The following is a 24,119-nucleotide window of genomic DNA, read 5'->3' on the forward strand; positions in this document are numbered from 1 at the left end:
TTTTTGACCGGAGCCGTTGTCCTTTGCTAAAGATATGGACTCACTATTTTACCCGGCAGGGAGGAGCAGCTTATGAAACGGTTCGTTGCGGCGTTTGCGGGAGCGGTCATCACGTTTTCCATGGCTGGGGCGGCCATGGCGTTTTCCGGCGGGGCGGGCATTTCCGCCGATGAGGCGCTGGCCCGCCTCAAGGAAGGCAACACCCGCTATGTGGCCGGCGCGGCCGTGACCCCGCGTCAGGACGCGGCCCGGCGGCATGAAACCGCCACCGGCGGCCAGCATCCCTTTGTCTCGGTGCTGTCCTGCGCCGATTCCCGCGTGCCCGTGGAAACCGTGTTCGACCAGGGCATTGGCGATGTGTTCGTGATCCGCGTGGCCGGCAACGTGGCCAACACCGACGAGATCGGTACCATCGAATACGGGACCGAACACCTGGGCACCCCCCTGGTGGTGGTCCTGGCCCACACCAAATGCGGCGCGGTCACGGCCGTGGTCAAGGGCGAGCATGTCACCGAAAACATCGGCAAGCTCGTGGCCCCCATCGTGCCGGCCGTGGCTTCGGTGAAAAGCCGCTTTGCCTCGGGCGACTTGAACGAGCTTATCAACCGCTCCATCGAGGCCAACATGTGGCAGGCCATCGCCGACATGTACGCCAAAAGCCCCTTGCTCAAGAAGATGGCGGCCGACGGCAAGATCAAGGTTGTGGGCGCGCTCTATGACATCGATTCCGGCGATGTCCATTGGTTTGGCGAGCATCCGTCCAACGCCAACCTTATCGGCAAGTAGCTGTCGTCATGATGTTTCTGGCGGCTCCTTCGGGGCCGCCTTTTTTTTGGACTTTTGGACAAAACCCCGGTAGGCCCAACCCCGTGCGTGCCGTCGTCATCATCGTCTTTGTCGTGGTCTATGCCGCCATGATCCTGGGCCGCCTGCCCGGTCTGGCCCTGGACCGGGCCGGCGCGGCCGTACTCGGGGCTTTGGCCCTTATCGCCGCCGGAACCATGACCGTCACCGATGCCTGGGCCGCCGCCGACGTGCCGACCCTGGCCCTGCTCTTCGGACTCATGGTCATCTCCGCCCAGTTGCGTCTGGGCGGCTTCTACACCGCCATCAGCCGCGCACTTATCGCCGCCTCGGCCGGCCCGGCCGGCCTTCTGGCCCGGGTCATGGCCGCCGCCGCCACGCTCTCAGCGCTTCTGGCCAACGACATCGTTTGCTTGGCCATGACGCCCATTTTGGTTGAGGCCACTCTGGCCCGGGGCCTCAACCCCGTTCCGTACCTGATCGGGCTGGCCATGGCCGCCAACATCGGTTCGGCCGCCACGCTCATCGGCAATCCGCAGAACATGCTTATCGGCCAGGTGGCCAATCTGCCCTTTGGCGGCTACATGCTGGCCGCCCTGCCAAGCGTGGTCGCCGGCCTGGCCATCGCCTTCGCCGCCGTGGTCTGGGGCTTCCGTGGCCGGTTCGCCGGCCCCAAGGTGACCCTGGACGTGCCGGCCCCGGCCTATTCGCCCTGGCAATCGGCCAAAGGGCTGGCCGCCCTGACGGTCTGCATGATCGTTTTCGTCTGGGGCGGCATGGCCCGGGAAAACGTAGCCCTGGGCTGCGCCGGGGCGCTGCTGCTCAGCCGCCGCATGGCCTCGCGCGAAACCCTCGCCTTGGTTGACTGGCAACTCCTGCTCCTTTTCCTTGGGCTTTTTGTGGTCAACCGCGAGGTGGCCGCCGTGGGCTTGCTCGACGACCTTTACCGAGGCGTGGCCGCCTGCGGCGTGGACCTCGGCCGGCCGGCCTGGCTGTTCACGGCTTCGGTTGTCCTGTCCAACATTGTCTCCAACGTGCCGGCAGTCATGCTGCTCCTGCCCGGCCATGGCTCGCCCGAACAGGCGACCTTGCTCGCCGTCTCCAGCACCCTGGCCGGCAATCTGCTGCTGCCCGGCAGCATCGCCAACCTCATCGTGGCCGATCAGGCCGCGCTGCTTGGCGTCTCCATGGGCTTTCGGGAACACGCCCGCATCGCCGCCCCGGCCACCGTGTTGACGCTGGTCGTCTCGGGCTGGTTGTTGTTGGGGGTGTGAGAGAAGAGGGGAGATGCCTCCGGCGGCTGGGGGCCTGAGGCCCCCAGACCCCCCAATTGGGGAATGGAGGGGCGTCGGGGGTGAGCGAGGAGTGACAACGTATGGAAGCTATTAAACGAGCTTTGGCCGACGGCTGGTTCCGGGAACAGGATACCGCTGTGGTGCTCTACGACCTGGACGCCCTGACGGCCCGGGTCGAGGCGCTGACAAGCGCCTTTCCCGCCGAAACCGTCCACGCCTTTGCCGTCAAGGCCTGCCCGCTACCGCCGGTGTTGGCCATGCTGGCCCAGCTCGGCCTGGGGGCCGAGGCGGCGTCCCTTGGCGAAATTCATCTGGCCCTGGCTGCCGGCTTTCCGTCCGAGCGCATCGTCTTCGACTCCCCGGCCAAGACCGTGGAGGAGCTGCGCCTGGCCCTATCCCTTGGGCTTTTCGTCAATGCCGACAACCTGGACGAACTGGACCGCCTGGACGACCTGGGGCGGGACATGGGCCTCGTGCCCCGGGCCGGGCTGCGGATCAATCCCCAGGCCGGAACCGGGCGCATCAAGGCCACCAGCGTGGCTGGGCGCTATTCCAAGTTCGGCGTTCCCCTGCCCCAGCGTGAGGCCATTGTCGACGCCTTCGGCCGCTATCCTTGGCTTTCGGGCCTCCATGTCCACATCGGTTCCCAGGGCTGCCCCCTGGAACTTCTCGTGGCCGGCGTGGGCGCGGTTTACGACCTTGCCGCCGACCTCGACGCCCGGTTCGGTCCGGGGCGCGTGGCTGTCTTCGATCTCGGCGGCGGCCTTCCCGCCGCCTACCGCGACGCGGACCGTCCGCCCAGCCCCCAAGCCTACTTCGAGGCGCTGCGTGTCCGTTGTCCCGGCCTGGAGGGAAACCAGCGCCGGCTGGTCACGGAATTCGGCCGCATGATGGCCGCGCCTTGCGCCGTGGCCGCCAGCCGGGTGGAATACGTCAAGCGCCAGCCGGGCCATCGCACGGCGGTCATGCACCTGGGCGCGGACATGTTCGTACGCGAATGCTACAACCCGCGCTTCTGGCCCCATCGCACCCGTTTGCTCGGCGCGCACGGCCTTGAGAAACAAGGAAAACCCGTGCTGCACCATCTGGCCGGGCCGTTGTGTTTTTCCGGGGATTTTCCCGTGCGTCGGGCCATGTTGCCCGAGGCAACGGCGGGGGACATCGTGGTCATCGAGGATGTCGGGGCCTACACCCTGTCCATGTGGTCGCGCTACAACAGCCGGCAAATGCCGCGTGTGCTGGGGCTGCGGCAAGGGCATTTTTCGGTGTTGCGCGAACGGGAGGAACCCGAGGATCTGGTGCAGTTTTGGCTTGGCGGGAGCATGTCGGCGTAAATCCGGGCGCACTACCCCGGGCTTGAGGCAGGCAGGCGCTACGCTAAAGGAATTCGCCTCAGGCCGGAGCGCCGACGGCCTGGGCGTCGGCCAGGGGCCGGCCCAGGAGAAAGGCCACTTCTTCGGAAGTCAGCACCGACATGGACGGGCGGCATGGGAGCTTTCCGGGTTGCGGCAGGCCCAGGGCTTGCCAGGTGCGGGCCAGAAGCGCCCCGGGAGACAAGGGGAGCCGACAAACGCCCTCCTGGTCGCCAGAGAGGCGTTTTGGGCTGGGGCCATGGAGCAGGGTGATGATACGGGGGGCCAGACCGTCAAGCTCCTTGAGCAGCGTTGCCGGGTCTTCGTCGGCGTCAAGGGTCAGGTAGGCCAGTTGGCAGGGACCGAAATGAGCCGACAGGCGCGCCGCTTCGTCGGCGTCGCGGGCGGCGAGCACTGTGAAATGCCCCGACAGGGCCCCGGTCAGGAACGCCAGTTCCAGGGAATCCGGGCAGACGATGAGCACGCGGGTAGGCAGGGCAGGCCTCCTCGGACGCCACGGGACCGGATCGGCGTCACGGGGTTTACCCTGACAAATGCAAAAATCGATCCAGCTCAAGGATTCCGGGCCTGCGGCCGCCACGCCGGGCCGAGGCGGCAAATGCTGCCGGATTAGCGGCAGTTGCCCTCGGCCTTGTAGCTTGTCAAAAAGTCGCAGTCGCCCAGATCGCAGGCTTTCTTATAGTCTGCGCAGGCCCGCTCCCGGTTACCAAGGCGTTCGTAGGCCAGACCACGATTGGTAAAATAGGAGGCGTCCGACGCCTTGGCCGCGATGGCCTTGTCGTAATCGGGCAGGGCTTCGCGGGGCTTGCCGGCGTTGCTCAAAAGATTGCCCCGATTGTTGCGCAGGTCCGGGTCCTGGGGATCGGCGGCGATGGCCTCGTCGAGCATGGTCAGCGCGGTCTTGGTGTCCCCGGCGGCCTGAGCCTTGGCGGCCAGGGCGGCCAGGGAAGCGGCGGCCTTGGGATCGCGAGCGCCGCCGGCCGGCACGGGAGCCTGGGCCATGGCCGGCTGGGCGGTCGGACTCGGAGTCGGCGTCACCATGGGTTGGGGAACCGGCGCGGCCATGGGCTGCGGGGCCGGTGCGACTGCCGTTTGCGGGGCAGGCGAAGCCATGGGCTGGGGCACGGGCGTGGTCATGGCCGGCGCGACAGGCGCAGCTGGCGCCGCGGGTTTGGGGGCTGCGACGGGCTGGGAAGCCGGCGGCGTCGCCGTGGCAGCCGGCGGCGTCGCCGTGGCAGCCGGCTGTCCGGCGGGTTGCGGCTTGGCCCCGAAAAGCCCGGTCTTGGGCTCGGGATGGGGCTGGCGCACGGGATCGGGAATGGACAATTTTTCGGTCGCCTGGCGAGACGGACCGGATTCCACTCCGGAGGTGGCTTCCTGCATCTGCTCCTGGCGCTGCTGCTCTTCCTGGCGGATGGTGCTGTCGGCCTGGCGCATCTTTTCCAGACGGCGCTTGAGGATTTCCTCTTGGGTCAGGGCCGAGGCGGAAGTGGCCGCCAGGACGAGAGACATGGCGAGAAGCGAGGAGACAATCCGTCTCATGGAACGGTCCTTTGCAAAAGCCGGCAGCGCTTAGGGCTTGGCCGGGATATTGAGCACTTGCCCGTCACGCAGGGTGTCGGGATGCATGTCGCCGTTGGCCCGGGTGATGTCTTCCACGCTGACGCCAAATTTGTGGGCGATGCGTGAGAGATGGTCCCCGCGCTGCACGGTATAGGTCGTGCCCTCGGATTTCTTGCCGCCCTCGGACTTGCCCTTGGCGTCCTTTTCCTTCTTGCCTTTCTCCGGCTTGGCCTTGACGGCCGGCTCGGCCACGGGAGCGGGAATCTCGATGACTTCCTCGCCCTTAAACGGCACGGCCAGCTGCTTACCGTCGCCGGGACGCACCGGGGAAGGGGCATTGGGCGCAGGAGCGGCGGTCTTGGCGGCAATCCTGGCGTCGTCCTTAAAGAAAGCGGCGTATTCGCTTTCCGACAACCCGCCGTCGAAATCGGCATCCGATTTGGTGAACAGGTCCGGGGTCACGTCCGGAAAAACGAACAGCAGCTCCTCGTAGGAGATCTTGCCGTTTTTATCGTGGTCGACATGCCGGAAGGATTCCTTGTCCCCTCCGGAGCAGGCGCTGACCAGGGCGATAAGCCCCAGGGCAACCAAGGCGATGACTGACCGCATAGGCTCCTCGTATCTGGCGTTGGAAAGGCGGCGCATATGCCGGCATTCGAAGCTGGCGCTTACCATGGGGGCAATCGGCAAGTCACGTGAAAAAAAAGAGGGATTTGTTCATCCCGGTCGGCCCGGCCGGGATTGCGGACTTGCCGACTCCCCCGGGCCGGGCGTACCACGGCCTGGGAACGCCGGCCGCCAGGGCCGGCCGTCCCGGGCATCACCGAATACGACGGGAGGCTGTGATGGATATTGCCACGCTTCGAAAGACCGCCAAGGAAGAACTCAAGGGCTATTGCCGGGTGTGCCCGGTTTGCAACGGCCGGGCCTGCGCCGGCGAGGCCCCGGGCATGGGCGGCATGGGCACGGGCTCGGCCTTTACGGCCAACCTGGAGGCCCTGTCCAAGGTCCGGCTCAACATGCGCACCCTGCATAATGTCAAGACGGCCGACACCACTGTCGAACTGTTTGGCAAGACCTTGTCCATGCCGATCCTGGCCGCGCCCATGACCGGTGTGCTCTACAACATGGGCGGGCGGTTGGCCGAGGACGAATTCATCCGCCGCGTCATCGACGGCGCGGCCGAGGCCGGAACCATTGGCGCATGCGGCGACGGAGCCGATCCGGCCATGTTCGACAGCGGCCTGGCCGCCATCGCCGCCAAGGCCGGCCACGGCATCCCCTTTATCAAACCCCGCGCCCAGGACGCCATCATGGCGCTCCTCAAGCGCTCGGCCGAGGCCGGCGTGGCGGCCGTGGGCGTGGACGTGGACGGCGCGGGCCTGGCCGTCATGGCCCTGAAGGGCCAGCCGGTGTCGCCCAAGACCCCGGAAGAACTGCGGGAACTGGTCGGAGCCACGACAACCCCCTTTATCGTCAAGGGCGTCATGACCCCGGACGAGGCCGAAATCGCCTTTGCCGCCGGAGCAGCCGCCATCGTGGTTTCCAACCACGGCGGCCGGGTGCTCGACCATACCCCGGGCGCGGCCGAGGTGCTGCCGGCCATTGCCCGGGCCGTCAAGGGCAAGGGGGTCATCCTGGCCGACGGCGGCGTGCGCACCGGAGCCGACGTGCTCAAGTACCTGGCTCTGGGGGCCGACGCCGTGCTGGTGGGCCGTCCCCTGGTCATCGGCGCGTTCGGCGGCGGGGCCGAGGGCGTGGCGCTTTTGCTTGGTAAAATGCGGGCCGAGCTGGCCGCGGCCATGCTCCTGACCGGCACGGCCTCGGTGCGCGAGGTGTCGCCGCGCATCGTCTCGTTCCAGTCCTGATCCGGGCCGGCTGCGGCCGGCGTATCGTGAAAAGCCCCGGCCGGTCGCTCGCGCGACCGGCCGGGGCTTTTGTTGCTGTTTGGTGCAGCGCCTAGCCGTCGAGGCCAAGGGGCGCGTCGCCGTCTTTCCAGGTAAGTTCAATGGAGAGCTTTTTCTTGGACTTGCCGGACTTGGCTTTCTCCTTGAAGCTGATTTCCAGCTCGCCCAGGCGCGGCAGCTCCACGCACACCGGTCCGTTATCGCCGTTTGCGGCCAGCTTGCCCTGCTTGAGGCCGGCGACGATTTTCTCCAGCACGACGGCGGCGTCGTAGGTCAGCATTTTTTCATCGCAGTGGAAGAGGTCGGTTTTCTCGCCCATGGTGCGCTCCTTTGCGGGTCTTTTTCAGCGAAACCAACTTTTCTCATAACCACTTTGCGACAAGATGTCATGACGGGCGCGAGAAATTCCGGTCGCGGCGGCGAGACGAGGGTCAAGCCGGCAGGACATGAGACGGATTGACGGCCGTGGAGCGTCCTGCGGTCACATCTGGCTGGCGATGCGTTTTTTCCAGAGAGAATAGGCGTTCTTGGTCAGATGGATGCCGTCTTCGGTGAAATTGGGGCCGAGCTTGCCGTCGTCGGCCAGGAAGGCGTCATAGAGGTCGAGATACCGCACAAAGGCGTTTTTGCGGTCGCAAAGGGCCTTCAAGCGTTCGTTGGTGGACACGATGACGGCGTTGTCGATGTTCTGGGCCCGGGTGGGCAGAATGCTTTGCACGTAGATGTGGGTATACGGCGAGAGGTGTTGGATCTTATTGATGATTTTGTCGTAGTTGTCGATAATCCGGTCCGGGGAGGCGATCTCGTTGATGCCGACCATGAGGAAGACTTTGCCCGGCCGTTTTTGGGCGATAGGCTCAATGCGGCGCAGCAGATCGGCGCTGGTGGAGGACTCCACGCCGCTGATGAAGACCTTGCGCGGTTCTTCGAAAAGATTGTAGATTTCCCAGCCCTTGGTGATGCTGTCGCCGCAAAAGACGATCTGCATGGCGAGCAGGGCGGGCAGCACGGGATTCACGGAATACGCCTCCGGATGCGCGGTCGCTTTCGGGCAGAGTTGCCCTGATCGGCAAAAAATAAGCGGCGTGACGAATCCGGTCAAGGGAAGGGCCGCCGGGCATGGCGCCGTATGGAAAACATTGCGCCCGGCGCGCGCGAAGGCGGGCCGGGCGCAATGTTCGAAAAAAACTAGCGTTCCAGGGCGATCAAGTCGTCATAGCTCTCGCGGCGGCGGGCCACGATGACCTCGTCGCCGTCGACCAGGATTTCGGCCGCCCTGGGCCGGGAGTTGTAGTTGGAGGACATGGTGAAGCCGTAGGCGCCGGCCGAGAACACGGCCAGGTGTTCGCCCGGGGCCACGGCCGGCAAAGCCCGGTCCCGGGCCAGGAAGTCGCCGGATTCGCAGATGGGGCCGACAACATCCACGCTCAGTTCGGGCCGGCCGGCCGGGCGCACTTCGCGGATGGCGTGGTAGGAGTCGTAGAGCGAGGGCCGGATGAGGTCGTTCATGGCCGCGTCCACGATGATGAAGTCCTTGCTCGGGGTCTTTTTGGTGTAGACCGCCTCGGTGACCAGGATGCCGGCGTTGCCGACGATGACCCGGCCGGGTTCGAGGATGAGCGTGATGGGCAGATCGCCCAGGGCCTTGGTCAGGGCCTGGCCGAATTCGCTGGGATGCGGCGGCTCTTCCTCGTTGTACTGGATGCCAAGTCCGCCGCCGAGGTCGAGGTAGCGGGTCTCAATGCCCATGGCCGTGAGCTTGTCCCGGAAGGCCAGAATCTTGTCCAGGGCTTCCAGGAACGGTGAAATGGAGGTGAGCTGGGAGCCGATGTGGCAGTCGATGCCCACCGGCGTGACCCCGGGCAGCTCCATGGCCTTGGCGTAGGCGGCCAGGGAGTGGTCGATGTCCAGGCCGAACTTGTTTTTCTTCAGCCCCGTGGAAATGTAGGGATGGGTCTTGGGGTCCACGTTGGGATTGATGCGAAGGCTCACTTGCGCCGTCTTGCCCAGGCGCGAGGCGATGGCGCTTAGGCGTTCGAGTTCGCCCGTGGACTCCACGTTGAACATGAGGATGCCGGCTTTAAGCGCTTCCTCGATCTCACTGGCCCGCTTGCCCACGCCCGAGTAGACGATTTTTTGGGGGTCAACGCCTGCGGCCAAAGCCCGGTAGAGCTCGCCGCCCGAGACGATGTCCATGCCCGCGCCCATGGCGGCCAGGGTTTTGAGCACCGACAGGTTGGAATTGGCCTTGACGGAATAGCAGGTGAGATGCGGCAGAGCGGCAAAGGCCGAGTCAAAGGCCCTGAAATGCCGGCGCAGGGTGGCGGCGCTGTAGACGTACAGCGGCGTGCCGTAGGCGGCGACAAGGGTCGAAACCGGAACGTCCTCGGCGTACAGCTCGCCGCCGCGGTACTCGAAATGATGCATGGGCTGGTCTCCTTAGCGGGCGTTGCCGCCAAATCGCCCTTTCCAGTCGCAAAGCAGCGTCAGGGCTTCAAGCGGCGTCATCCGGTCTAGTTCGAGGCGCGACAGTTCGTCAAGAAGTAGGGCGGACAGGTCGGGCCGGGCCTCGGTTTCGTCCGCTGCGGCGTGGGGCGGCTGCACGGCGAACAGCCCGGGCAGGGACGGCTGGCCGCGCTCGCGGTTGCCCCGGGCGGCCTGGGCGGGGTCGCGGCAGCTTTCGAGTTCGCCAAGGATCTCCCGGGCGCGCTTGACCACGTTTCGCGGCACGCCGGCCAATTTGGCCACTTCCACGCCGTAGCTGCGGTCGGCCGGCCCAGGCAGCAGCCGGCGCAGGAAAATGATGTCGCCCTTCCATTCCTTGACCGCGATGTTGGCGTTTTTGAGCCCCGGGATGCGGCCTTCCAGGGCGGTCAGCTCGTGGTAGTGGGTGGCGAAAAGGGTGCGCACGCCATGGCCGTCGTCGCGGCCGCACAGTTCCTCGACCACGGCCCAGGCCAGGGCCAAACCGTCGAAGGTGGCCGTGCCGCGCCCGATCTCATCCAGGATGACCAGGCTCTTCTTGCCGGCCTGACGCAGGATGCGGGCTGTTTCCATCATCTCCACCATGAAGGTGGACTGGCCCTGAGCCAGGTTGTCCGAGGCCCCGACCCGGCAAAAAACGCGGTCCACCAGCCCCACGCTGGCCTTGGCCGCCGGCACGAAGGAGCCGATCTGGGCCAGGATGGCAATCAGCGCGGTCTGACGCAGGACCGTGGATTTGCCGGCCATGTTGGGACCGGTGATGAGCAGCATCCGGGTCGATTCGTCGAGGCTCACGTCGTTGGGGATGTAGTTGCCCACGCCCGTGACGGCCTCGACCACGGGATGGCGGCCAGCCCGGATGGCGATGGCCTGGCCGGCGTGGAGTTCGGGCCGGGTCCAGTCGCCGGCTACGGCCGCCTCGGCCAGTCCTTGCCAGACGTCCAGGCGGGCAACCCGGGCGGCGGTTTCCATGACCCGCTCGCGCAATCCGGCCACGTGGTCGCGCAGTTCCCGGAAAAGATTGTATTCCAGCGTCTTGCGTTTTTCGCCGGAGGCCAGGAGCTTGTCTTCGAGTTCTTTGAGCGCCGGGGTGACGTAGCGTTCGCAGTTGGCCAGGGTCTGGCGGCGCTCGAAGTGGGCCGGGGCGTAGCCGGCAGCTTTGGACAGCTCGAAATAGTAGCCAAAGACTCGGTTGAAGCCGAGCTTGAGCTTGGGCAGATTGCCGTCTTCCTGTTCCCGGGCCAGCAGTTCCTGGAGTTTTTGCTCGCCGTGTTCGGCCAGATCAAGCAGTTCGTCCAGTTCGGGATGATAGCCGGCCCGGAACAGTCCCCCCTCGGTGACGAGCACCGGCGGCGAATCGACCAAAGCCCTGGACAGGAGTTCGAAAAGGTCGTCGAGGTCGTCCCAACCCGACAGCAGGGCGCTGGCGGCCTTGGCCGAGGCGGCCCCGGACAGGCGCTGGCGCAACGCGGGCAGGGCGGCCAGGGATTGGCGCAGGGCGGTGAAATCGCGCGGCACGGCCCGGCCGAGGAAGATGCGGGTAATAAGCCGCTCCAGGTCGTAGACCCCGGCCAGGTCTTCCCGGACAAGGCGGCGAAGGCTCTCGTCCTCGGCGAAAAGGGCCACCGCCTCCTGGGTCTCGTGGATGGGACCGAGGTCGAGCCAGGGCTGGCGCAGCATGGTTTCCAGCAGCCGTCCGCCCATGGGCGTCTGAGTACGGTCCAGTACATGCCACAGCGTCCCCCGGCCTTTGCGGCCGTCCAGGCGGCGAAAAATTTCCAGATTGCGCTCGGTGACCTCGTCCAGGAGCATGTGCCGGCCGAGGTTGACCGGCTTGAATGGCCCCAGGTGGCCGAGATCGCGCATGTAAGTGGCGCTTAAGTAGGTCAAAAGCGCGCCCATGGCCCGCACGAGCTGGGGCTTGTCGGTGCAGTCAAGTGCGGCCAGATCGGCCACGGACTGGGCGGAGAGCACCTTGTCGCGGCCGGCGGCGAAATCGAAATGGGGCCGTGGCGGCACGGTGGTGACGTGGACGCCGGCCAGGGGGATGTCGCGGGGCGGGGTGACGCCCTCGGGCAGGAGCAGTTCGCGAGGGCCGATCTTCACCATCCACTGCCACAGGCGGGCAGCGTCGCGGGAATGCAGGCCGGACCATTCGCCGGTGGAGCAGTCGACCCAGGCCAGGCCGCCGGCCCGTTCGTCGGCATCGTAGTAGAGGGCGGCCAGGAAGTTGTGTTCCTTGGCCCGCAGGTTGCCGTCTTCCACGGCCGTGCCCGGGGTGAGCACCCGGGTGACGGCCCGTTTGACCAGGCCCTTTGCCTGCCGCGGGTCCTCGATCTGGTCGCAAACGGCGACCGAAAACCCTTTTTCGAGCAGTTCGGCCAGATACCCCTCGGCGGCGTGATGCGGCACACCGCACATGGGGATGGGCGAATCCGCTCCGGGATTGCGCGTGGTGAGGGTGATTTGCAGTTCGCGGGCCGCGGTGATCGCGTCCTCGAAAAACAATTCGTAGAAATCCCCCATGCGGTAGAACAGCAGCGCGTCAGGGTGCTCGGCCTTGGCGCGCAGATACTGTTCGAGCATGGGGGTCATCTTGAAATCCCCCACGGCAGGCAAGGGCGCTCCTGGCTAGGCGTCGGCCTTTTGGGGTTCGCTGGTCGCGGCCGGGGCGGCGGCCGGAGCCGGAGCGACGGCGGCGAAGCTCGGAGGCGTGGCCACGGTGGACTTCTTCTGCTGGGCCATCTGCTTTTCCAGGGCGTTGACCTTGTTTTGCAGGCTGCGCATGCCCGAGGCCAAACGGACCTTCTCGGCCAGGAAGTAGAGGGTGGCGAACAGGCCGCCGGCCACGAAGCTCAGGAGCAGCACGACGTAGAAGGGCACGCCGGGAGTCTGGACCTGATAGCCGAAGGCGCCGAGCTTGAGCAGCAGGGCGGTTTCGAGGATGGCGGTGTTCTGCACGAAAAACAGCATGCAGACGAAGAAGAAAACCAGCAGGAAAAGCACTTTGATCACGCGCATCGAGGCCTCCTTGTCACGACGTGACGGTTGCGTGGTAATCCGAAAAAAACGGTTTGAGCCGATCAAAGGTGGACAGCAGCAATTCCGGCATCACCCGGGTTTCGCCAAAAACGGCCATGAAAGAGGAGTCGCCGTTCCAGCGGGGAACGAGCTGGTAGTGGATATGGGCGGCGATGCCCGAACCGGCGGCCTCGCCCAGGTTGAGACCGATGTTTATGCCCTGGGGCCGCATGCAGTCGCTGATGACCCGCGTGCAATAGGCGATGCCCCGGGTCAATTCCACATTTTCTTCGTCGGTGAGCTGGGTGATGCAGCTGACGTGGCGAAAAGGCGTGACCATGAGATGGCCGGAATTGTAGGGAAATTTATTCATGATGACGAAGCCGTGCCGCCCTCGGGCCAAAACCAAGCGATCCCGGTCGCCGTCGGTTTTCTCAGGCAGGCAGAACACGCAGCCGTCGGGTTTGGGTCCAAGGATATACTCCATGCGCCAGGGCGCCCACAACACTTCCATCAAGACGACTCCGCGCGATCCTTATTTCTTGAGATGGGACGCCACGAACACCAGCGCTTCCTCGGGACTCGACACGGCGCGCACGCCCTCGATGCCGCCGAAGCATCCCAGGGCCGCCACCGGCCGGCCCAGCTTGAGCGCCACGCCGATTTCCGAAAGGGTGCCGGCTCCCCCGGCCACGGCGATGACGGCGTCGCCGTTTTTGACCACCAGCACGTTGCGGGCGATGCCCAGGCCCGTGGCCACCGGCACGTCCACATAGGGGTTGGCCGCTCGGACGTCGTCGCCCGGCAGGATGCCTATGGTGTGACCGCCGGCTTCCCTGGCCCCCTGGCAGACGGCGGTCATCACTCCGCCCAGGCCGCCGCAGACGATTTCGTACCCGGCCCTGGCCGCCAGTTCGCCCACCCGCCGAGCCGTCTCGTACTGGGTGGCGTCGCATTGGCCCGAACCGATGACCGATACCCGTCCGGGGCGCGTCGTGTCCATGTCCGTCTTGCTTACACGCGTCTTTGTCCAAGAGCAAGGGAGCCTTAGCAGGCAGGCGACAACTTGACGCCAAAGGGCTTGAGGCAACGGGGGCGGCAGGCTACCATAAGCGACCATGTTCACCTTTGAACCGAAAAATTTCCCCATGTCTCCTGGCGTTTACCTGATGAAGGGAGCGCGCGGCAAAATTCTCTACGTCGGCAAGGCGAAAAACCTGCGTTCCCGCCTTTCCTCCTACTTTCGAAACGACGCCGGGCTGACCGTCAAGACCGCCGCCCTGGTGGCCAAGGTCGAGGGCGTGGACGTGCTCTTGACCGCCTCGGAAAAAGAGGCCCTGCTCCTCGAATCGAGCCTGATCAAAAAACACCGCCCGCGCTACAACATTGTCCTGAAAGACGACAAGAACTACATTCTCTTCAAGCTCGACAAGCGCTCACCGTTTCCTCGGCTGGCGTTTACCCGCCGGGTGGAGCGCGACGGCGCGGCCTATTTCGGGCCCTTCACCTCGGCCGCCGCCGCCAGGGCCACCTGGAAGGAGCTTGGCCGGGCCTTTCCCCTGCGCAAATGCGGCGACCGGGCCATGGCCAACCGGGTGCGGCCCTGCCTGTACCATTCCATCGGCCAATGTCTGGCCCCGTGCGTGCTGGCCGTGGACCCCGGGGAATACGCCGCCCTGGTGCGCCGGGTGGAGGCCTTTTTGACCGGCCGCTCGGCCGAGGTGCTGCGCGCTGTTGAGCATGAGATGGAGCAGGCGGCCGAGTCGCTGGCCTTCGAGAAGGCGGCCGGGCTGCGCGATCTGCTGCGGGCCATGAAAAAAACCGTGGAAGGGCAGGCCACGGTCTTGACCCGCCTGATCGACATCGACGTGGTGGGGTTGGCCGCCGTGCCGACCGGGGTCGGGCTTTGCGTGCTTTTTGTACGCCAGGGCCGGCTGCTCGACCGCAAGACGTTCTTTTTTCCGGGTGTGACGGCTGACGAGGCCCGGGGCGCGGCCGTCACGGCCATGCTGCAGTTCTATCGGCCCGAGAGCTTCATTCCGCCGCGCATCGTCGTGCCCGACGTCTTGACGGCCGCCGAAGCCGCCGGGAGCGGGGCGCTGGCCGAGGCGGCCGATCCGGCTTCGGCCGAGGCGGGAAGGGCCGGCTCTGGGCCGGCCGATGGCCAGACGTCGCCGGGTTCCTCGGCTGTGGGGCTTGCCGAGGCAAGACCGGCCGAAGACGACCCAAGCGCTCCGGCGGCAATCCCCGTGGCCGACGACCGGCAGGAAAACGGTGGGGACCTGACCGAGCGCCTGTCCGCCACAACCAATGCCGACGAGGCCGGCGAAGCCGTGGCCGACAGTCTGGCCCTGGCCGAAATCCTGGAGGAGCGCCGGGGCGGGGCCCTGCGCCTGGGGTCGCCGCGCGGCCGCGAGGAGCGCAAGCTTTTGGCCATGGCCGAGGCCAACGCCGGCCGAGCCGCCGAGGAAGCGGCCAAGGCGGCCGAACGCGACCTGCTGCCGGCCCTGGCCAAGGCCTTTGGCTTGGCGCGCCTTTCCCGCATCGAGGCCGTGGACGTGTCGCACCTGGGCGGCAAGGGCGTGCGCGTGGGACTGGTCGTCTTTGAGGAGGGCGCGCCCAGGAAAAGCGACTACCGCAGCTACGGCTTTCCCGAGGCCGAAGGCTCGTCCGACGACTATCTGGCCCTGGCCGCCTTTGCCGCCAAACGGGCCGAGGCCGGGCCGCCCTGGCCGGATTTGCTGCTCATCGACGGCGGCAAGGGGCAGCTGGCCGCCGTGGAGCGCGCCCTTGGCCAAGCCGGCGCGGGCGGGGCTTTTGCCCTGGCCTCCATCGCCAAGGGGGACCGGCGCTCCCAAAACGAAATGGAAGACGTCATTTTCGTGCCGGGCCGTAAAAATCCGCTCGGGCTGCGGCCGGGGTCGCCGGAGCTGCTGTTCCTGCAGCGGGTGCGCGACACGGTGCACGACTATTCCATCGGTAGGCAACGGCTGGCCCGCAAGAAGACGGGCCTTCGAAGCGATCTGCTGGCCCTGCCGGGCATCGGCCCCAAGACGGCGCGGCTGTTGTGGGAGGCTTTTGGCTCCACGGCGGCCATGCGGGCGGCCTCGGTGGAAGCCGTGCGGGAGCGCACTGGTCTGGGGCCGGCCAGGGCGGCGCAGGTGGTTGCGGCCCTGCAAGCGGTTTCGGATTGATCATCGCCCCGGTATCTGGCAAAATAGTCAATCCATTTTATCCGGAGACGCCATGCCCCTTGCCCAATTCCTGTCCCTGGCCCAGGCCATCGAGCCTCAGCATCGCTACCGTACGGTCTATGATGCGGATTTCTCCGTCCTCGTGCCGGGCAAGGAACACATCGACCAGGACATTCTTGACGACTTCGGCCGCATCGACTTCGCCGGCCGCACCGTGATCGATCTCGGCTGCAATTTCGGCTTTTTCACCTTCCAGGCCAGACGGCAAGGCGCGGCGGCCGTGACCGGCGTGGACCGCGAACCCCGGGTGCTCGACGGCTGCCGGCTGCTGCAACGGCATTTCGGCCTGGATAACGTGGGCTTTGCCTGCCACGACATCGACGACCCGGCCTGCTCGCTGCTTGGCCGCAAGTTCGACATCGCCATGCTGGTGGAATTTATCGGCAAGACCTTTATCGTGGAAAACCGGGTGGCCCCGGCCCTGGCCTTCCTGGAAAAGCTCTCGGACCGGGAACTCATTGTCTCGGTGCAAAAGATCTACTGGATCCGCAAGGAACTGGGGACCACGCCCGAGGCCCTGGGCCGGCTTTATCCCGAACGCTACATACGTGGCGGCGATTTCCTGCTGCTCGACTACGTACGCGACTTCCTGGCCCCGCGCTGGCGCATGGAACCCATTTCGCCCATGGCCGAGGGCTATGAAAAGCCGCGCAAGTTCCTGCGTTTCGTGCCGGCGGCGGGCGCATGAGCGATCCCACCCGCCGCGAGAACATCCGGCCCGGGCAACGCGTGGCCATCGTGCTCAAGAAGGATCAGCGCACCGGGGCGCTGACTGAAGGCGTGGTGCGCGACCTGCTCACCAAGGCCCCGGTCCACACCCGGGGCATCAAGGTGCGGCTGACCGACGGCCAAGTTGGCCGGGTGCATCGCATCCTCGACTGACCGACTGCAAGCCGGCCGCCGTAGCCAGGGCTGGCATCACCGGTCGGCCGGAAGCATCGTCTGACCGACCTCGATCCGGTCGCCGAAGCAGGCTGGCATCATCGGTCGGCCGTGGGCATCGTCTGCGTGGCTGACCGACTGACCGGACGATCTACTCCGCCCGCCACAAGGTCTGCACCGGGGTAAAGGCGGCGTCGAGTTCGGGGCTGATTTCCACCGCCACCTCGCCGTTTTGGCGCGACAGGCGCACATGGGCCTTGGGATCAAGACCAGCGCTTTGGGCCTCTCCGTGCCAGCGAGCCACGTCGGCCGCCACAATGGCGTCAAAGCCTGCCTCGGGCCGAGACGGGGCCGCGAAACTCGATACCGTCACCCACTCCTGGGACACGTTGTTTCTCCTTGCGCTTTGGCCGGCGTCAGGGCGCTGGCCCGATGATTATTGGCAATCCCTGTCGTGCAGGGGACAGGCCAGGGCAAAATCGTTCCAGGCCGGCGTATGCGGTTCCAGGCGGCCGTCGCCCCGGATGTGGACCACGCGCGCGCCCCGGGCGAGAAGTTCCGGGGCGATGCGTCCGGCCCGACAGCAGCGCCTGGGGTCTTCCTCGGCGCACAGCAGGGTCAAGCGCCAGGCCTGCCGCCAGTACTGCATGATCCGCTCGATGCCGCGCACAAAGGACACCGCCGCCTCGATGGGCGTGCCGACCGGACGCGCGCCGAGTTCCCGGCCCATGTAGACGTAGCGCACGCCCCAGAGCCCAAGGGACGGCTCCAGGAGTTCCCTGGAAAACTGCGGCATGTAGTGCGAGGTCGGGGCGCTGCGCACGTCGATGACCATGTTGACGCCCTGACGGGCCAGCAGGCTTAAAAACACGACCCGCTCCAGGCCGCCATGCCCGATGGTATGGATGGGCGGGCGGGCCAGCGGCTTGGCGGCCATCCCTTAGACCTCCCCGGTCAGCTCCCGGAAACGGAAGCAGCCGCGCAGGTGGTCGTTGACCAGTCCGGCGGCCTGGAGAAAAGCGTAGACGATGGTGGGGCCGACAAAGCCGAAGCCGCGCTTCTTGAGATCGCGGCTCAGGGTTTCGGCCAGGGGCGTCACGGCCGGAACCTGCTTGATGTCGTCCCAGCCGCCGATGACCGGCTTGCCGTCCGTAAAGCCCCAGAGGTAGGCGTCGAACGAGCCGAAGGCCTCCTGCACGGCCAGGAAGGCCTGGGCGTTTTTCACGGACGCCGCCACCTTGGCTTTGTTGCGGATGATGCCGGCATCGGCCAGGAGCCGGGCCTGATCGGCCGGGCCATAGGCGGCGATGCGGGCCGGATCGAAGCCTTGGTAGGCCGTGCGGTAGCCTTCCCGGCGTTTGAGCACCGTGAGCCACGACAGGCCGGCCTGGGCCCCTTCGAGGATGAGCAGTTCGAAGAGCGCCCGGTCGTCATGGAGCGGCGCGCCCCATTCCTCGTCATGGTAGCGCACGTACAGCGGCAACTCCCCGCACCAGGGACACCGAGGCTTGTCGGCAACGTCTATATGCATCCTCATTGTCCTCTGTCGGGAACAGGGCGAAAAGCAAAAACGCTCAAGCCCTGCAAGCGTCCATGATTTTCTGGCAACCCACGGTGATGCCCCTGAAACCATTTGGGGGGTCTGGGGGCCCGCGGCCCCCAGCGGAGAGGTCCAGGAGAGGCAGCGTCTCTCCTGGCCGCCGGAGGCATTACAACCCCAATTCACCCCAGACCGCGTCGATGCGGGCCTTGGTGGCCGGGTCCATGGCCAGGGCGTCGGGCCAGCCCCGGGTATGGCCTTCCTCGGGGCCTTTTTTCGTGGCGTCGATGCCCATCTTGCCGCCGAAGCAGGCCATGGGCGCGCTGTGGTCCAGGGCGTCCAGCGGCCCGTCCACGATGACCACGTCGCGGCGCGGATCGACGTTGTTGCCCACGCGCCACCAGACTTCGGCCGTGTTTTGCACGTTGACCTCGGCATCGACCACGACGATGAACTTGGTGAACATCATCTGGCCCAGGCCCCAGATGGCGTACATGATCTTGCGGGTCTGGCCGGGGTAGCGCTTGTCGATGGAGACGAAGCAGAAGTTGTGGAACACGCCTTCCACAGGCAGGCTCATGTCGGTGATTTCGGGCAACTGCTTTTTGATGAGCGGCAAGAACAGGCGCTCGGTGGCCTTGCCCATGTAGGTGTCTTCCATGGGCGGCTGGCCGACCAGGGTGGCCGGGTAGACGGCGTCCTTGCGGTGGGTGATGGCCGTGACGTGGAAGACCGGGTAGTCGTCGGCCAGGGAGTAGTAGCCGGTGTGGTCGCCAAACGGGCCTTCGCGTCGGCGCTCGCCGGGTTCGACGTAGCCTTCGAGCACGAACTGGCTGTTGGCCGGAACCTGCAAGTCCACGGTCTTGCACTGCACGAGTTCCACGGCCTTCTGGCGCAGGAAGCCGGCGAAGAGGAATTCGTCGATGTCGTCGGGCAGGGGGGCGGTGGCGGCGTAGGTGCAGGCCGGGTCCGGGCCGATGGCCACGGCGACCTCAAGGCGCTTGCCGCGCTTTTCGGCCAGCCGGTAGTGGGCGGCGCAGCCTTTGTGGCGATGCCAGTGCATGCCGGTGGTGGTCTTGTCGAAGACCTGCATCCGGTACATGCCGACGTTGCGTTTGCCGGTCTCGGGGTCCTTGGTGATGACCACCGGGAAGGTGATGAACGGGCCGGCGTCGCCGGGCCAGGTGGTGAGCACCGGCAGGATGGACAGGTCCACGGCGTCGCCGGTCAGGACCACGTCCTGACAGGGGGCGCTTTGCACGGTCTTGGGGAAGATGCCGGCCATTTTGGCGAGCTTGGGCAACATTTTGAGCTTGTCGATGAGCCCTTCGGGCTTTTCCATCTCCAACACGTCGTCGATGCGCCGGCCCAGGGCGTCGAGGTCCTCGGACTCCAGGGCCAGGTTCATGCGCGGGAAGGACCCGAAGGCATTGGTCACCACCGGGAAGCGCGAACCCTTGGGATTTTCGAAGAAAAGCGCTGGGCCCACGGCCTTGGACACCCGGTCGGTGACCTCGGCGATTTCCAGATACGGGTCCAGCGGCGCGGCAATGCGCCTCAGTTCGCCCTTTTTGTCCAAAAGCCGCAAAAATTCCTGCAAATCCTTGTACGCCATGCGTGAACGCTCCGGGTGTGGTCGATCCGGCGTGGCCGCCGGTAAGGGCTTTTATACGCGAAGCCGCAGCCCCGTAAAGGGCCGGGCCGCGCCGGCGATAAGCGGCGCGAAAAGCCCGCCGGCCTCGGCCGGGGCAAGCGGCCCGAGATGCACGCAGACCGGCGCAAGCTCGCGTCGGCCCAGGCGCACGGCGGCCAGGGCGGCGACGAGCCTCTCGCCGGCCTCGGGACGCTCCAGGGACAGCCGGTAACTGGCCCGGCCCATGGACAGGGAAAAGATTCCGGAAACCCGGCCGGCCTCGGCCAGCCGGCCAAAGAGCCGCAAGGTGAACGCGCGGCCGGACCGGGTGACCAGGCCTTCGCTGGCGTCGAGACCGGGAAACGCCCAGGGAAGGTAGACCGGCCGTCCGACCTGAGTTGGCAGAAAGGGCCGGGCCAGACGCAGCAGTTCCCGCAGGCGACCGTAAAGGCCGGCCGCTTCGGGGGTGGACGTCAGCCAATCGAAAAGGCGTTTTCGGGCAGCCAGTGGGGCCAGGGGCGCGTTTGCCCCGGGTGCATTTGGATCGGGCGGGATTGGCGCGGCGAACAGGTCTGGCCCACGATGCAGCAAGGCTTCAAAGCGGGAGCGGGTTTCAGCCAGGGCGGCCAGGAGCAGGACCGGATCGTCCACGGCCGAGGGCGGCGGGGTGATGTCGCGGAGGAGCAGTTCCGGCTCCAGACGTTCGATGCGAAACACGAGTTCCCGTCCCGGGCTTGGTTCGTGGTCCAGGGCGGCCAGCAGCTTGTGACCGGCCAGGTTCACCCAGAACAGGCCCTGGGGGCCGGGCGCGAGGAGCCGGCCGCGCACGATCTGCCCGACTTGCCTGCCGCGCTTGAAGGTTTGGGGATCGGAGCGGTCCCGGCCGTCGCCGCCGGACGGCGTGCCGCCGGAAGTGCCCCCCGAGACGCGCATGGATGGAGTGTCCTTTGCTTTAGGGCTTGCCGGTCAGTTCGAAGTAATCGGCCCGGTCGATGCCCGGAAATTCGAACACCACCGGCGTGCAGGTCCCCTCGCGGATAACGCGCAGCTGGCAGGGTACGGCAGCCCCGGCCATGATGCCGTATTTGGCGGCGAAGCGCGGTCCGGGCGGCATGGAGTTGATGAGGGTGAAGGTGTGGACGGCCCCGGGTCTGTAGAGCGGCTCGTTCGTGATGGGCTGGTTGGGCACGAACTGGAAGGTCACGGTCAGGGGCGGGTAGGGCGTGGGCACGCCGGCCGTGGGGGATTCGGGCTGCCAGGGCTTGACGTCCACGAAGGTGGCCGTGCCAGGGTAGCTCTCATAGCGGCAGGGGCCGCCTACGCGTTCGGGACCGGCGGCGCGGGCCAGGGCGGGCAGGCAGATAAGAGCGACAAGAGCCGCCGTGAACGGAACAAGGAAGCAACGGGGCATGGCGAACCTCCTTTGGAGGCTGTTGGCGACGGGCGTTATTTGGCCAAAAGGCGCAGGTACAGATCGCCGCGCATGGGGCCGATGCGCCGGCCCATGCCCTTGAGGCGGATGGGCCGGCCCACCACGAAATCCGGCGGCAGGGTGACTTCCACCATGGTCGGCTTGGTATTGCCCAGGCCATGTCGGATGCCGACTCGTATGCGGGTGCCGGGGAGCAGACTGGCGCTGGGCAGATGCACGGTCTGTTCGTCGTCAAGCTGTTTTCTAAAGTATCCCTTGAGATTTTCCAGGAAACCCTTGGACATGTCAAAGGATACGGCCTTGTCGCCCCAGCTGAACGACATTTCCCGCGCGCCCTTGGCTGCCACCTTTCTAGCGGTGCGCTGGGGGCCGCTTTTCACTTGCCGGTAGATGTCCTCAAAGACCTGACGGGCAAAAGGATCCTTGAGCAGGTCCTGGAGCACTTCCTCGCGGCGGAAATAGAACCCGGCGTCGGCGTTGTCCTTGGAGGCCTTGGTGTAGGCCTGCTTGGCCTTTCTCTGCTGCTGGCGCGCCCCGGCCTCGGCTCCCGGCGGCGGCGGGGGAGGAGGAGGCGGCGGGCCGCCGGGGCGGGAAGTCCGCGCGCTCGCGCCCGGACCCGGCGACGCCTTGGGGCCGGCGCTTTTGGCCTCTTCGCCCGGCTGCCTGTAGCCGGCCGTGTCGTCGCGGTCGGCCAGAAAGTGGCGCAGGAGCAGGTAGGCTTCGTTTAAGCGCTGGAACTTGCGTTTGGCCGCCGGATCGTCGGGATGCAGATCCGGGTGGAGCTTGAAGGCGAGCTTGCGATAGGCCGATTTGACGGCCTCGATGTCGTCGCGGGCGGAAACCCCGAGCAGGGCGCGCGCCTGATCCAAGCGCATGGAATCCTGTCCGCCCATGGCCGCGCCGCCTTAAGGGTTGTCCGGACAGGTCTCGACCAGGGCCTCGGGCACGTCGGCTCCCCGGGGCCGGCAAAGTCCCCGGCTGGTCAGATAGTCGCGGCCTTGCCTGGCAAATTCGGCGTGGGGGGCCTGCATGTTGATGCCCGGGCAGTCCTCGGCGGCCATGGCGTGGCTGTCGGCGTCGATGATGTTGCCGCGAAAGTACGGCCAGGCTCGGCACACGTCGGGACGGGCCGGATGCACCGAGCACCCTTGCGCATAAAAAATGCAATAGTCGTCGTCGCCGGTGACCAGCCGTTGCCGGCCGCCGACGAACTCGGCATAGCGCGAAAGAAACGTCTCGTGGTCAAGTTTTACGTGGCCGGCCAGCCGCGCAATGTCGGCGGCGGACATGACGATGCCGCCCACGCCCTGACAGCAGTGGCCGCAACGTTGACAGACAAAGGCGGTGACGGTCGGCATTTCCACTTCCTATCCCCAAAGGCGGCGGTATTCAACCATGGTGCAACGATCTTCCACGACAACGACGCCCGTCGGCGCCAGCATGACCCGGGCCTCGGGGCTGGCGATGCCCGTCTGCATCCAGAAGCAAGCTGGCCTGTGCCCCAGGGCCAGCACCTCGGCGGCATGGCCGGGGCAGGCCTCGGGGGCACGAAACAAATTGACCAGATCAATGGGTTCGTCGATCTCGGCCAGGGTCTTGCGGGCCGGGATGCCCCAGACCTCGGCCCGGGCCGGATGCACCGGAATGACCCGGAAGCCGGCGTTTAAAAGAAAGCGCCCGACCATGTCCACGTCCGTGCCGGGACGGTCCTTGGCCCCGATAAGGGCGATGGTCTTGCCCGGGGCAAGCAGTTCCTTGAGCGTCGAGTCGGCGTAGAGCATCAGGTCTCCGGGTGTTTTCGTTTGCGGCAAAAAAGTGTATCGGCTTGGCGGCATCACTGCCTGGAGGTCAACCGCACCATGTCGGATCGCGCCATAGCCCGCTTAAGCCTGGACCAGGCCCGCGCCCTTTGGGAAAACGAGGACGTCTTTTCCCTGGGCAAATTGGCCCACGCCGCCCGACTCGCCCTGCATCCCGAGCCGGTGGTCACCTACATCGTGGACCGCAACATCAATTATACCAATATTTGCGCCTGCGGCTGCCGGTTTTGCGCCTTTTTCAAGGCCCCCGGCCAGCCGGGCGGCTACGTGCTTTCGCCCGAGGAATTGGCCGCCAAGGTGGCCGAGACCGTAGAACTCGGCGGCTGGCAGATCCTGCTCCAGGGCGGGATGCATCCCGAACTGCGGTTGGGCTTTTACACCGACATGCTGTCCGGGCTGCGCAGGCAATTCCCGAGCGTGGCCGTGCACGGCTTCTCGCCGCCGGAAATTGTTTTCCTGGCCGAAATGGAAGGGCTGTCCATAGCCGAGGTCCTGGCCGAACTCAAGGCCGCCGGACTGGCCTCACTGCCCGGCGGCGGGGCGGAAATCCTCGCCGATCCCATTCGCAGCCACGTCTCGCCCAAGAAATCCCCGGCCGACGCCTGGATCGGCGTCATGGCCGAAGCCCACAAACAGGGCCTTCGCTCCACCGCCACCATGGTCATCGGCCTGGGCGAGACCATCGAACACCGGCTGGAACACCTGCTGCGCATCCGCGATCTGCAAGACAGGACTGGCGGCTTCACGGCCTTCATTCCCTGGACTTTCCAGCCCGGCAACACGGCCCTGTCCGTGCCCGAGACCTCCTCCTGGGAATACCTGCGCACACTGGCCCTGTCGCGGCTGTTCCTGGACAACGTGCCCAACATCCAGGCCTCCTGGGTGACCCAAGGCCCCATGATCGGCCAGACCGCGCTCTATTTCGGGGCCAACGACTTCGGCTCCACCATGATCGAGGAAAACGTGGTGGCCGCCGCCGGCGTCCACTTCCGCATGGAAGAAGAAGAGCTGCGCCGGCTGGTGGTTAAGGCCGGCTTCGAACCCGTGCGCCGCAACATGGACTACTCGCGCCGCGAAGGGTGAGGGAATGGGGGAGGGAGAAAAGAGGCCT

At 66.1% G+C, this 24,119-nt stretch carries 27 protein-coding genes; 8 read left to right on the forward strand and 19 right to left on the reverse strand.

All coding sequences use genetic code 11. From position 1 onward, the window contains the following. Positions 1-72 precede the first annotated feature (72 nt). The 3 genes from DMR_RS10055 (at position 73) to DMR_RS10065 (ending at position 3,433) form a co-directional block, all read left to right on the forward strand. Positions 73-786, forward strand: coding sequence for a carbonic anhydrase (locus DMR_RS10055; RefSeq protein ID WP_015860796.1), 714 nt, complete (start codon positions 73-75; stop codon positions 784-786). 83 nt (positions 787-869) lie between these two features. Continuing rightward, a complete protein-coding gene (locus tag DMR_RS10060) occupies positions 870-2,078 on the forward strand; it encodes an SLC13 family permease (RefSeq protein WP_015860797.1) in 1,209 nt (402 codons plus the stop codon). Between the two features lie 101 nt (positions 2,079-2,179). Further along, a complete protein-coding gene (locus DMR_RS10065; RefSeq protein WP_015860798.1) occupies positions 2,180-3,433 on the forward strand; it encodes a hypothetical protein in 1,254 nt (417 codons plus the stop codon). 58 nt (positions 3,434-3,491) lie between these two features. Here DMR_RS10065 and DMR_RS10070 read toward each other — a convergent pair whose 3' ends face one another. From DMR_RS10070 to DMR_RS10080, 3 genes are all read right to left on the reverse strand, one after another. Continuing rightward, entirely contained in the window at positions 3,492-3,935 is a 444-nt protein-coding gene (locus DMR_RS10070) for a hypothetical protein (RefSeq protein ID WP_232502904.1), read from the reverse strand. A gap of 146 nt (positions 3,936-4,081) precedes the next feature. Then, positions 4,082-5,014, reverse strand: a complete 933-nt coding sequence (locus DMR_RS10075; protein ID WP_015860800.1) for a tetratricopeptide repeat protein — start codon at positions 5,012-5,014, stop codon at positions 4,082-4,084. A 30-nt stretch (positions 5,015-5,044) separates the two neighbouring features. Then, positions 5,045-5,644 (reverse strand): LysM peptidoglycan-binding domain-containing protein, encoded by a 600-nt coding sequence (locus DMR_RS10080; protein WP_043600451.1) that lies wholly within the window; start codon positions 5,642-5,644, stop codon positions 5,045-5,047. 236 nt (positions 5,645-5,880) lie between these two features. Here DMR_RS10080 and DMR_RS10085 point away from each other — a divergent pair, with 236 nt between their 5' ends. After that, entirely contained in the window at positions 5,881-6,903 is a 1,023-nt protein-coding gene (locus DMR_RS10085; RefSeq protein ID WP_043600454.1) for an alpha-hydroxy-acid oxidizing protein, read from the forward strand. Positions 6,904-6,994: 91 nt separating this feature from the next. Here the strand turns inward: DMR_RS10085 and DMR_RS10090 are convergent, their stop codons facing one another. The 7 genes from DMR_RS10090 to DMR_RS10120 form a co-directional block, all read right to left on the reverse strand. Continuing rightward, a complete protein-coding gene (locus tag DMR_RS10090) occupies positions 6,995-7,261 on the reverse strand; it encodes an amphi-Trp domain-containing protein (protein WP_015860803.1) in 267 nt (88 codons plus the stop codon). A 162-nt stretch (positions 7,262-7,423) separates the two neighbouring features. Continuing rightward, entirely contained in the window at positions 7,424-7,960 is a 537-nt protein-coding gene (locus DMR_RS10095) for a GDSL-type esterase/lipase family protein (RefSeq protein ID WP_015860804.1), read from the reverse strand. A 170-nt stretch (positions 7,961-8,130) separates the two neighbouring features. Then, entirely contained in the window at positions 8,131-9,369 is a 1,239-nt protein-coding gene (gene lysA / locus DMR_RS10100) for a diaminopimelate decarboxylase (protein ID WP_015860805.1), read from the reverse strand. Positions 9,370-9,381: 12 nt separating this feature from the next. Further along, complete coding sequence (gene mutS / locus DMR_RS10105; protein ID WP_043601653.1) at positions 9,382-12,021, reverse strand: DNA mismatch repair protein MutS; 2,640 nt, start codon at positions 12,019-12,021, stop codon at positions 9,382-9,384. Positions 12,022-12,057: 36 nt separating this feature from the next. Then, positions 12,058-12,447, reverse strand: a complete 390-nt coding sequence (locus DMR_RS10110; protein WP_015860807.1) for a LapA family protein — start codon at positions 12,445-12,447, stop codon at positions 12,058-12,060. A 13-nt stretch (positions 12,448-12,460) separates the two neighbouring features. Continuing rightward, entirely contained in the window at positions 12,461-12,961 is a 501-nt protein-coding gene (locus tag DMR_RS10115; protein WP_015860808.1) for an HIT family protein, read from the reverse strand. A gap of 21 nt (positions 12,962-12,982) precedes the next feature. Beyond that, positions 12,983-13,450 (reverse strand): TIGR00725 family protein, encoded by a 468-nt coding sequence (locus DMR_RS10120; protein WP_015860809.1) that lies wholly within the window; start codon positions 13,448-13,450, stop codon positions 12,983-12,985. 115 nt (positions 13,451-13,565) lie between these two features. On the opposite strand from DMR_RS10120, the gene uvrC reads away from it, so the two are divergent. From uvrC to DMR_RS10135, 3 genes are read left to right on the forward strand one after another with little or no spacing between them, the layout of a single operon-like run. Further along, positions 13,566-15,641, forward strand: coding sequence for an excinuclease ABC subunit UvrC (uvrC, locus tag DMR_RS10125; RefSeq protein WP_015860810.1), 2,076 nt, complete (start codon positions 13,566-13,568; stop codon positions 15,639-15,641). 52 nt (positions 15,642-15,693) lie between these two features. Then, entirely contained in the window at positions 15,694-16,389 is a 696-nt protein-coding gene (locus tag DMR_RS10130; RefSeq protein ID WP_015860811.1) for a methyltransferase domain-containing protein, read from the forward strand. Beyond that, positions 16,386-16,583, forward strand: a complete 198-nt coding sequence (locus DMR_RS10135) for a YwbE family protein (RefSeq protein WP_015860812.1) — start codon at positions 16,386-16,388, stop codon at positions 16,581-16,583. The genes DMR_RS10130 and DMR_RS10135 overlap by 4 nt, the downstream gene beginning before the upstream one ends. Positions 16,584-16,734: 151 nt before the next feature. Here DMR_RS10135 and DMR_RS10140 read toward each other — a convergent pair whose 3' ends face one another. The 9 genes from DMR_RS10140 to DMR_RS10180 form a co-directional block, all read right to left on the reverse strand. After that, complete coding sequence (locus tag DMR_RS10140; RefSeq protein ID WP_015860813.1) at positions 16,735-16,971, reverse strand: hypothetical protein; 237 nt, start codon at positions 16,969-16,971, stop codon at positions 16,735-16,737. Positions 16,972-17,019: 48 nt separating this feature from the next. Beyond that, positions 17,020-17,520, reverse strand: coding sequence for a DUF488 domain-containing protein (locus DMR_RS10145; protein ID WP_015860814.1), 501 nt, complete (start codon positions 17,518-17,520; stop codon positions 17,020-17,022). Between the two features lie 3 nt (positions 17,521-17,523). After that, a complete protein-coding gene (locus tag DMR_RS10150; RefSeq protein WP_015860815.1) occupies positions 17,524-18,120 on the reverse strand; it encodes a DNA-3-methyladenine glycosylase I in 597 nt (198 codons plus the stop codon). Positions 18,121-18,292: 172 nt separating this feature from the next. Next, positions 18,293-19,738 (reverse strand): menaquinone biosynthesis decarboxylase, encoded by a 1,446-nt coding sequence (locus DMR_RS10155; protein ID WP_015860816.1) that lies wholly within the window; start codon positions 19,736-19,738, stop codon positions 18,293-18,295. 51 nt (positions 19,739-19,789) lie between these two features. Next, complete coding sequence (locus DMR_RS10160) at positions 19,790-20,689, reverse strand: hypothetical protein (RefSeq protein ID WP_015860817.1); 900 nt, start codon at positions 20,687-20,689, stop codon at positions 19,790-19,792. Positions 20,690-20,708: 19 nt separating this feature from the next. Then, the gene (locus DMR_RS10165; protein ID WP_015860818.1) at positions 20,709-21,167 is read right to left on the reverse strand and encodes a hypothetical protein; all 459 of its coding nucleotides are present in this window, start codon (positions 21,165-21,167) and stop codon (positions 20,709-20,711) included. Positions 21,168-21,202: 35 nt separating this feature from the next. Next, complete coding sequence (locus DMR_RS10170) at positions 21,203-22,081, reverse strand: J domain-containing protein (RefSeq protein WP_015860819.1); 879 nt, start codon at positions 22,079-22,081, stop codon at positions 21,203-21,205. A 12-nt stretch (positions 22,082-22,093) separates the two neighbouring features. After that, positions 22,094-22,546: a YkgJ family cysteine cluster protein gene (locus DMR_RS10175; RefSeq protein WP_015860820.1), complete on the reverse strand. Its 453-nt coding sequence runs from the start codon at positions 22,544-22,546 to the stop codon at positions 22,094-22,096. Between the two features lie 9 nt (positions 22,547-22,555). Further along, positions 22,556-22,969, reverse strand: coding sequence for a CoA-binding protein (locus DMR_RS10180; RefSeq protein ID WP_015860821.1), 414 nt, complete (start codon positions 22,967-22,969; stop codon positions 22,556-22,558). 78 nt (positions 22,970-23,047) lie between these two features. Between DMR_RS10180 and mqnC the strand changes: the two genes are divergently transcribed. After that, positions 23,048-24,091, forward strand: a complete 1,044-nt coding sequence (gene mqnC / locus DMR_RS10185; protein ID WP_015860822.1) for a cyclic dehypoxanthinyl futalosine synthase — start codon at positions 23,048-23,050, stop codon at positions 24,089-24,091. The last annotated feature ends 28 nt before the right edge of the window (positions 24,092-24,119 follow it).

This window comes from Solidesulfovibrio magneticus RS-1 (genome assembly GCF_000010665.1).
Taxonomy (GTDB): domain Bacteria; phylum Desulfobacterota; class Desulfovibrionia; order Desulfovibrionales; family Desulfovibrionaceae; genus Solidesulfovibrio; species Solidesulfovibrio magneticus.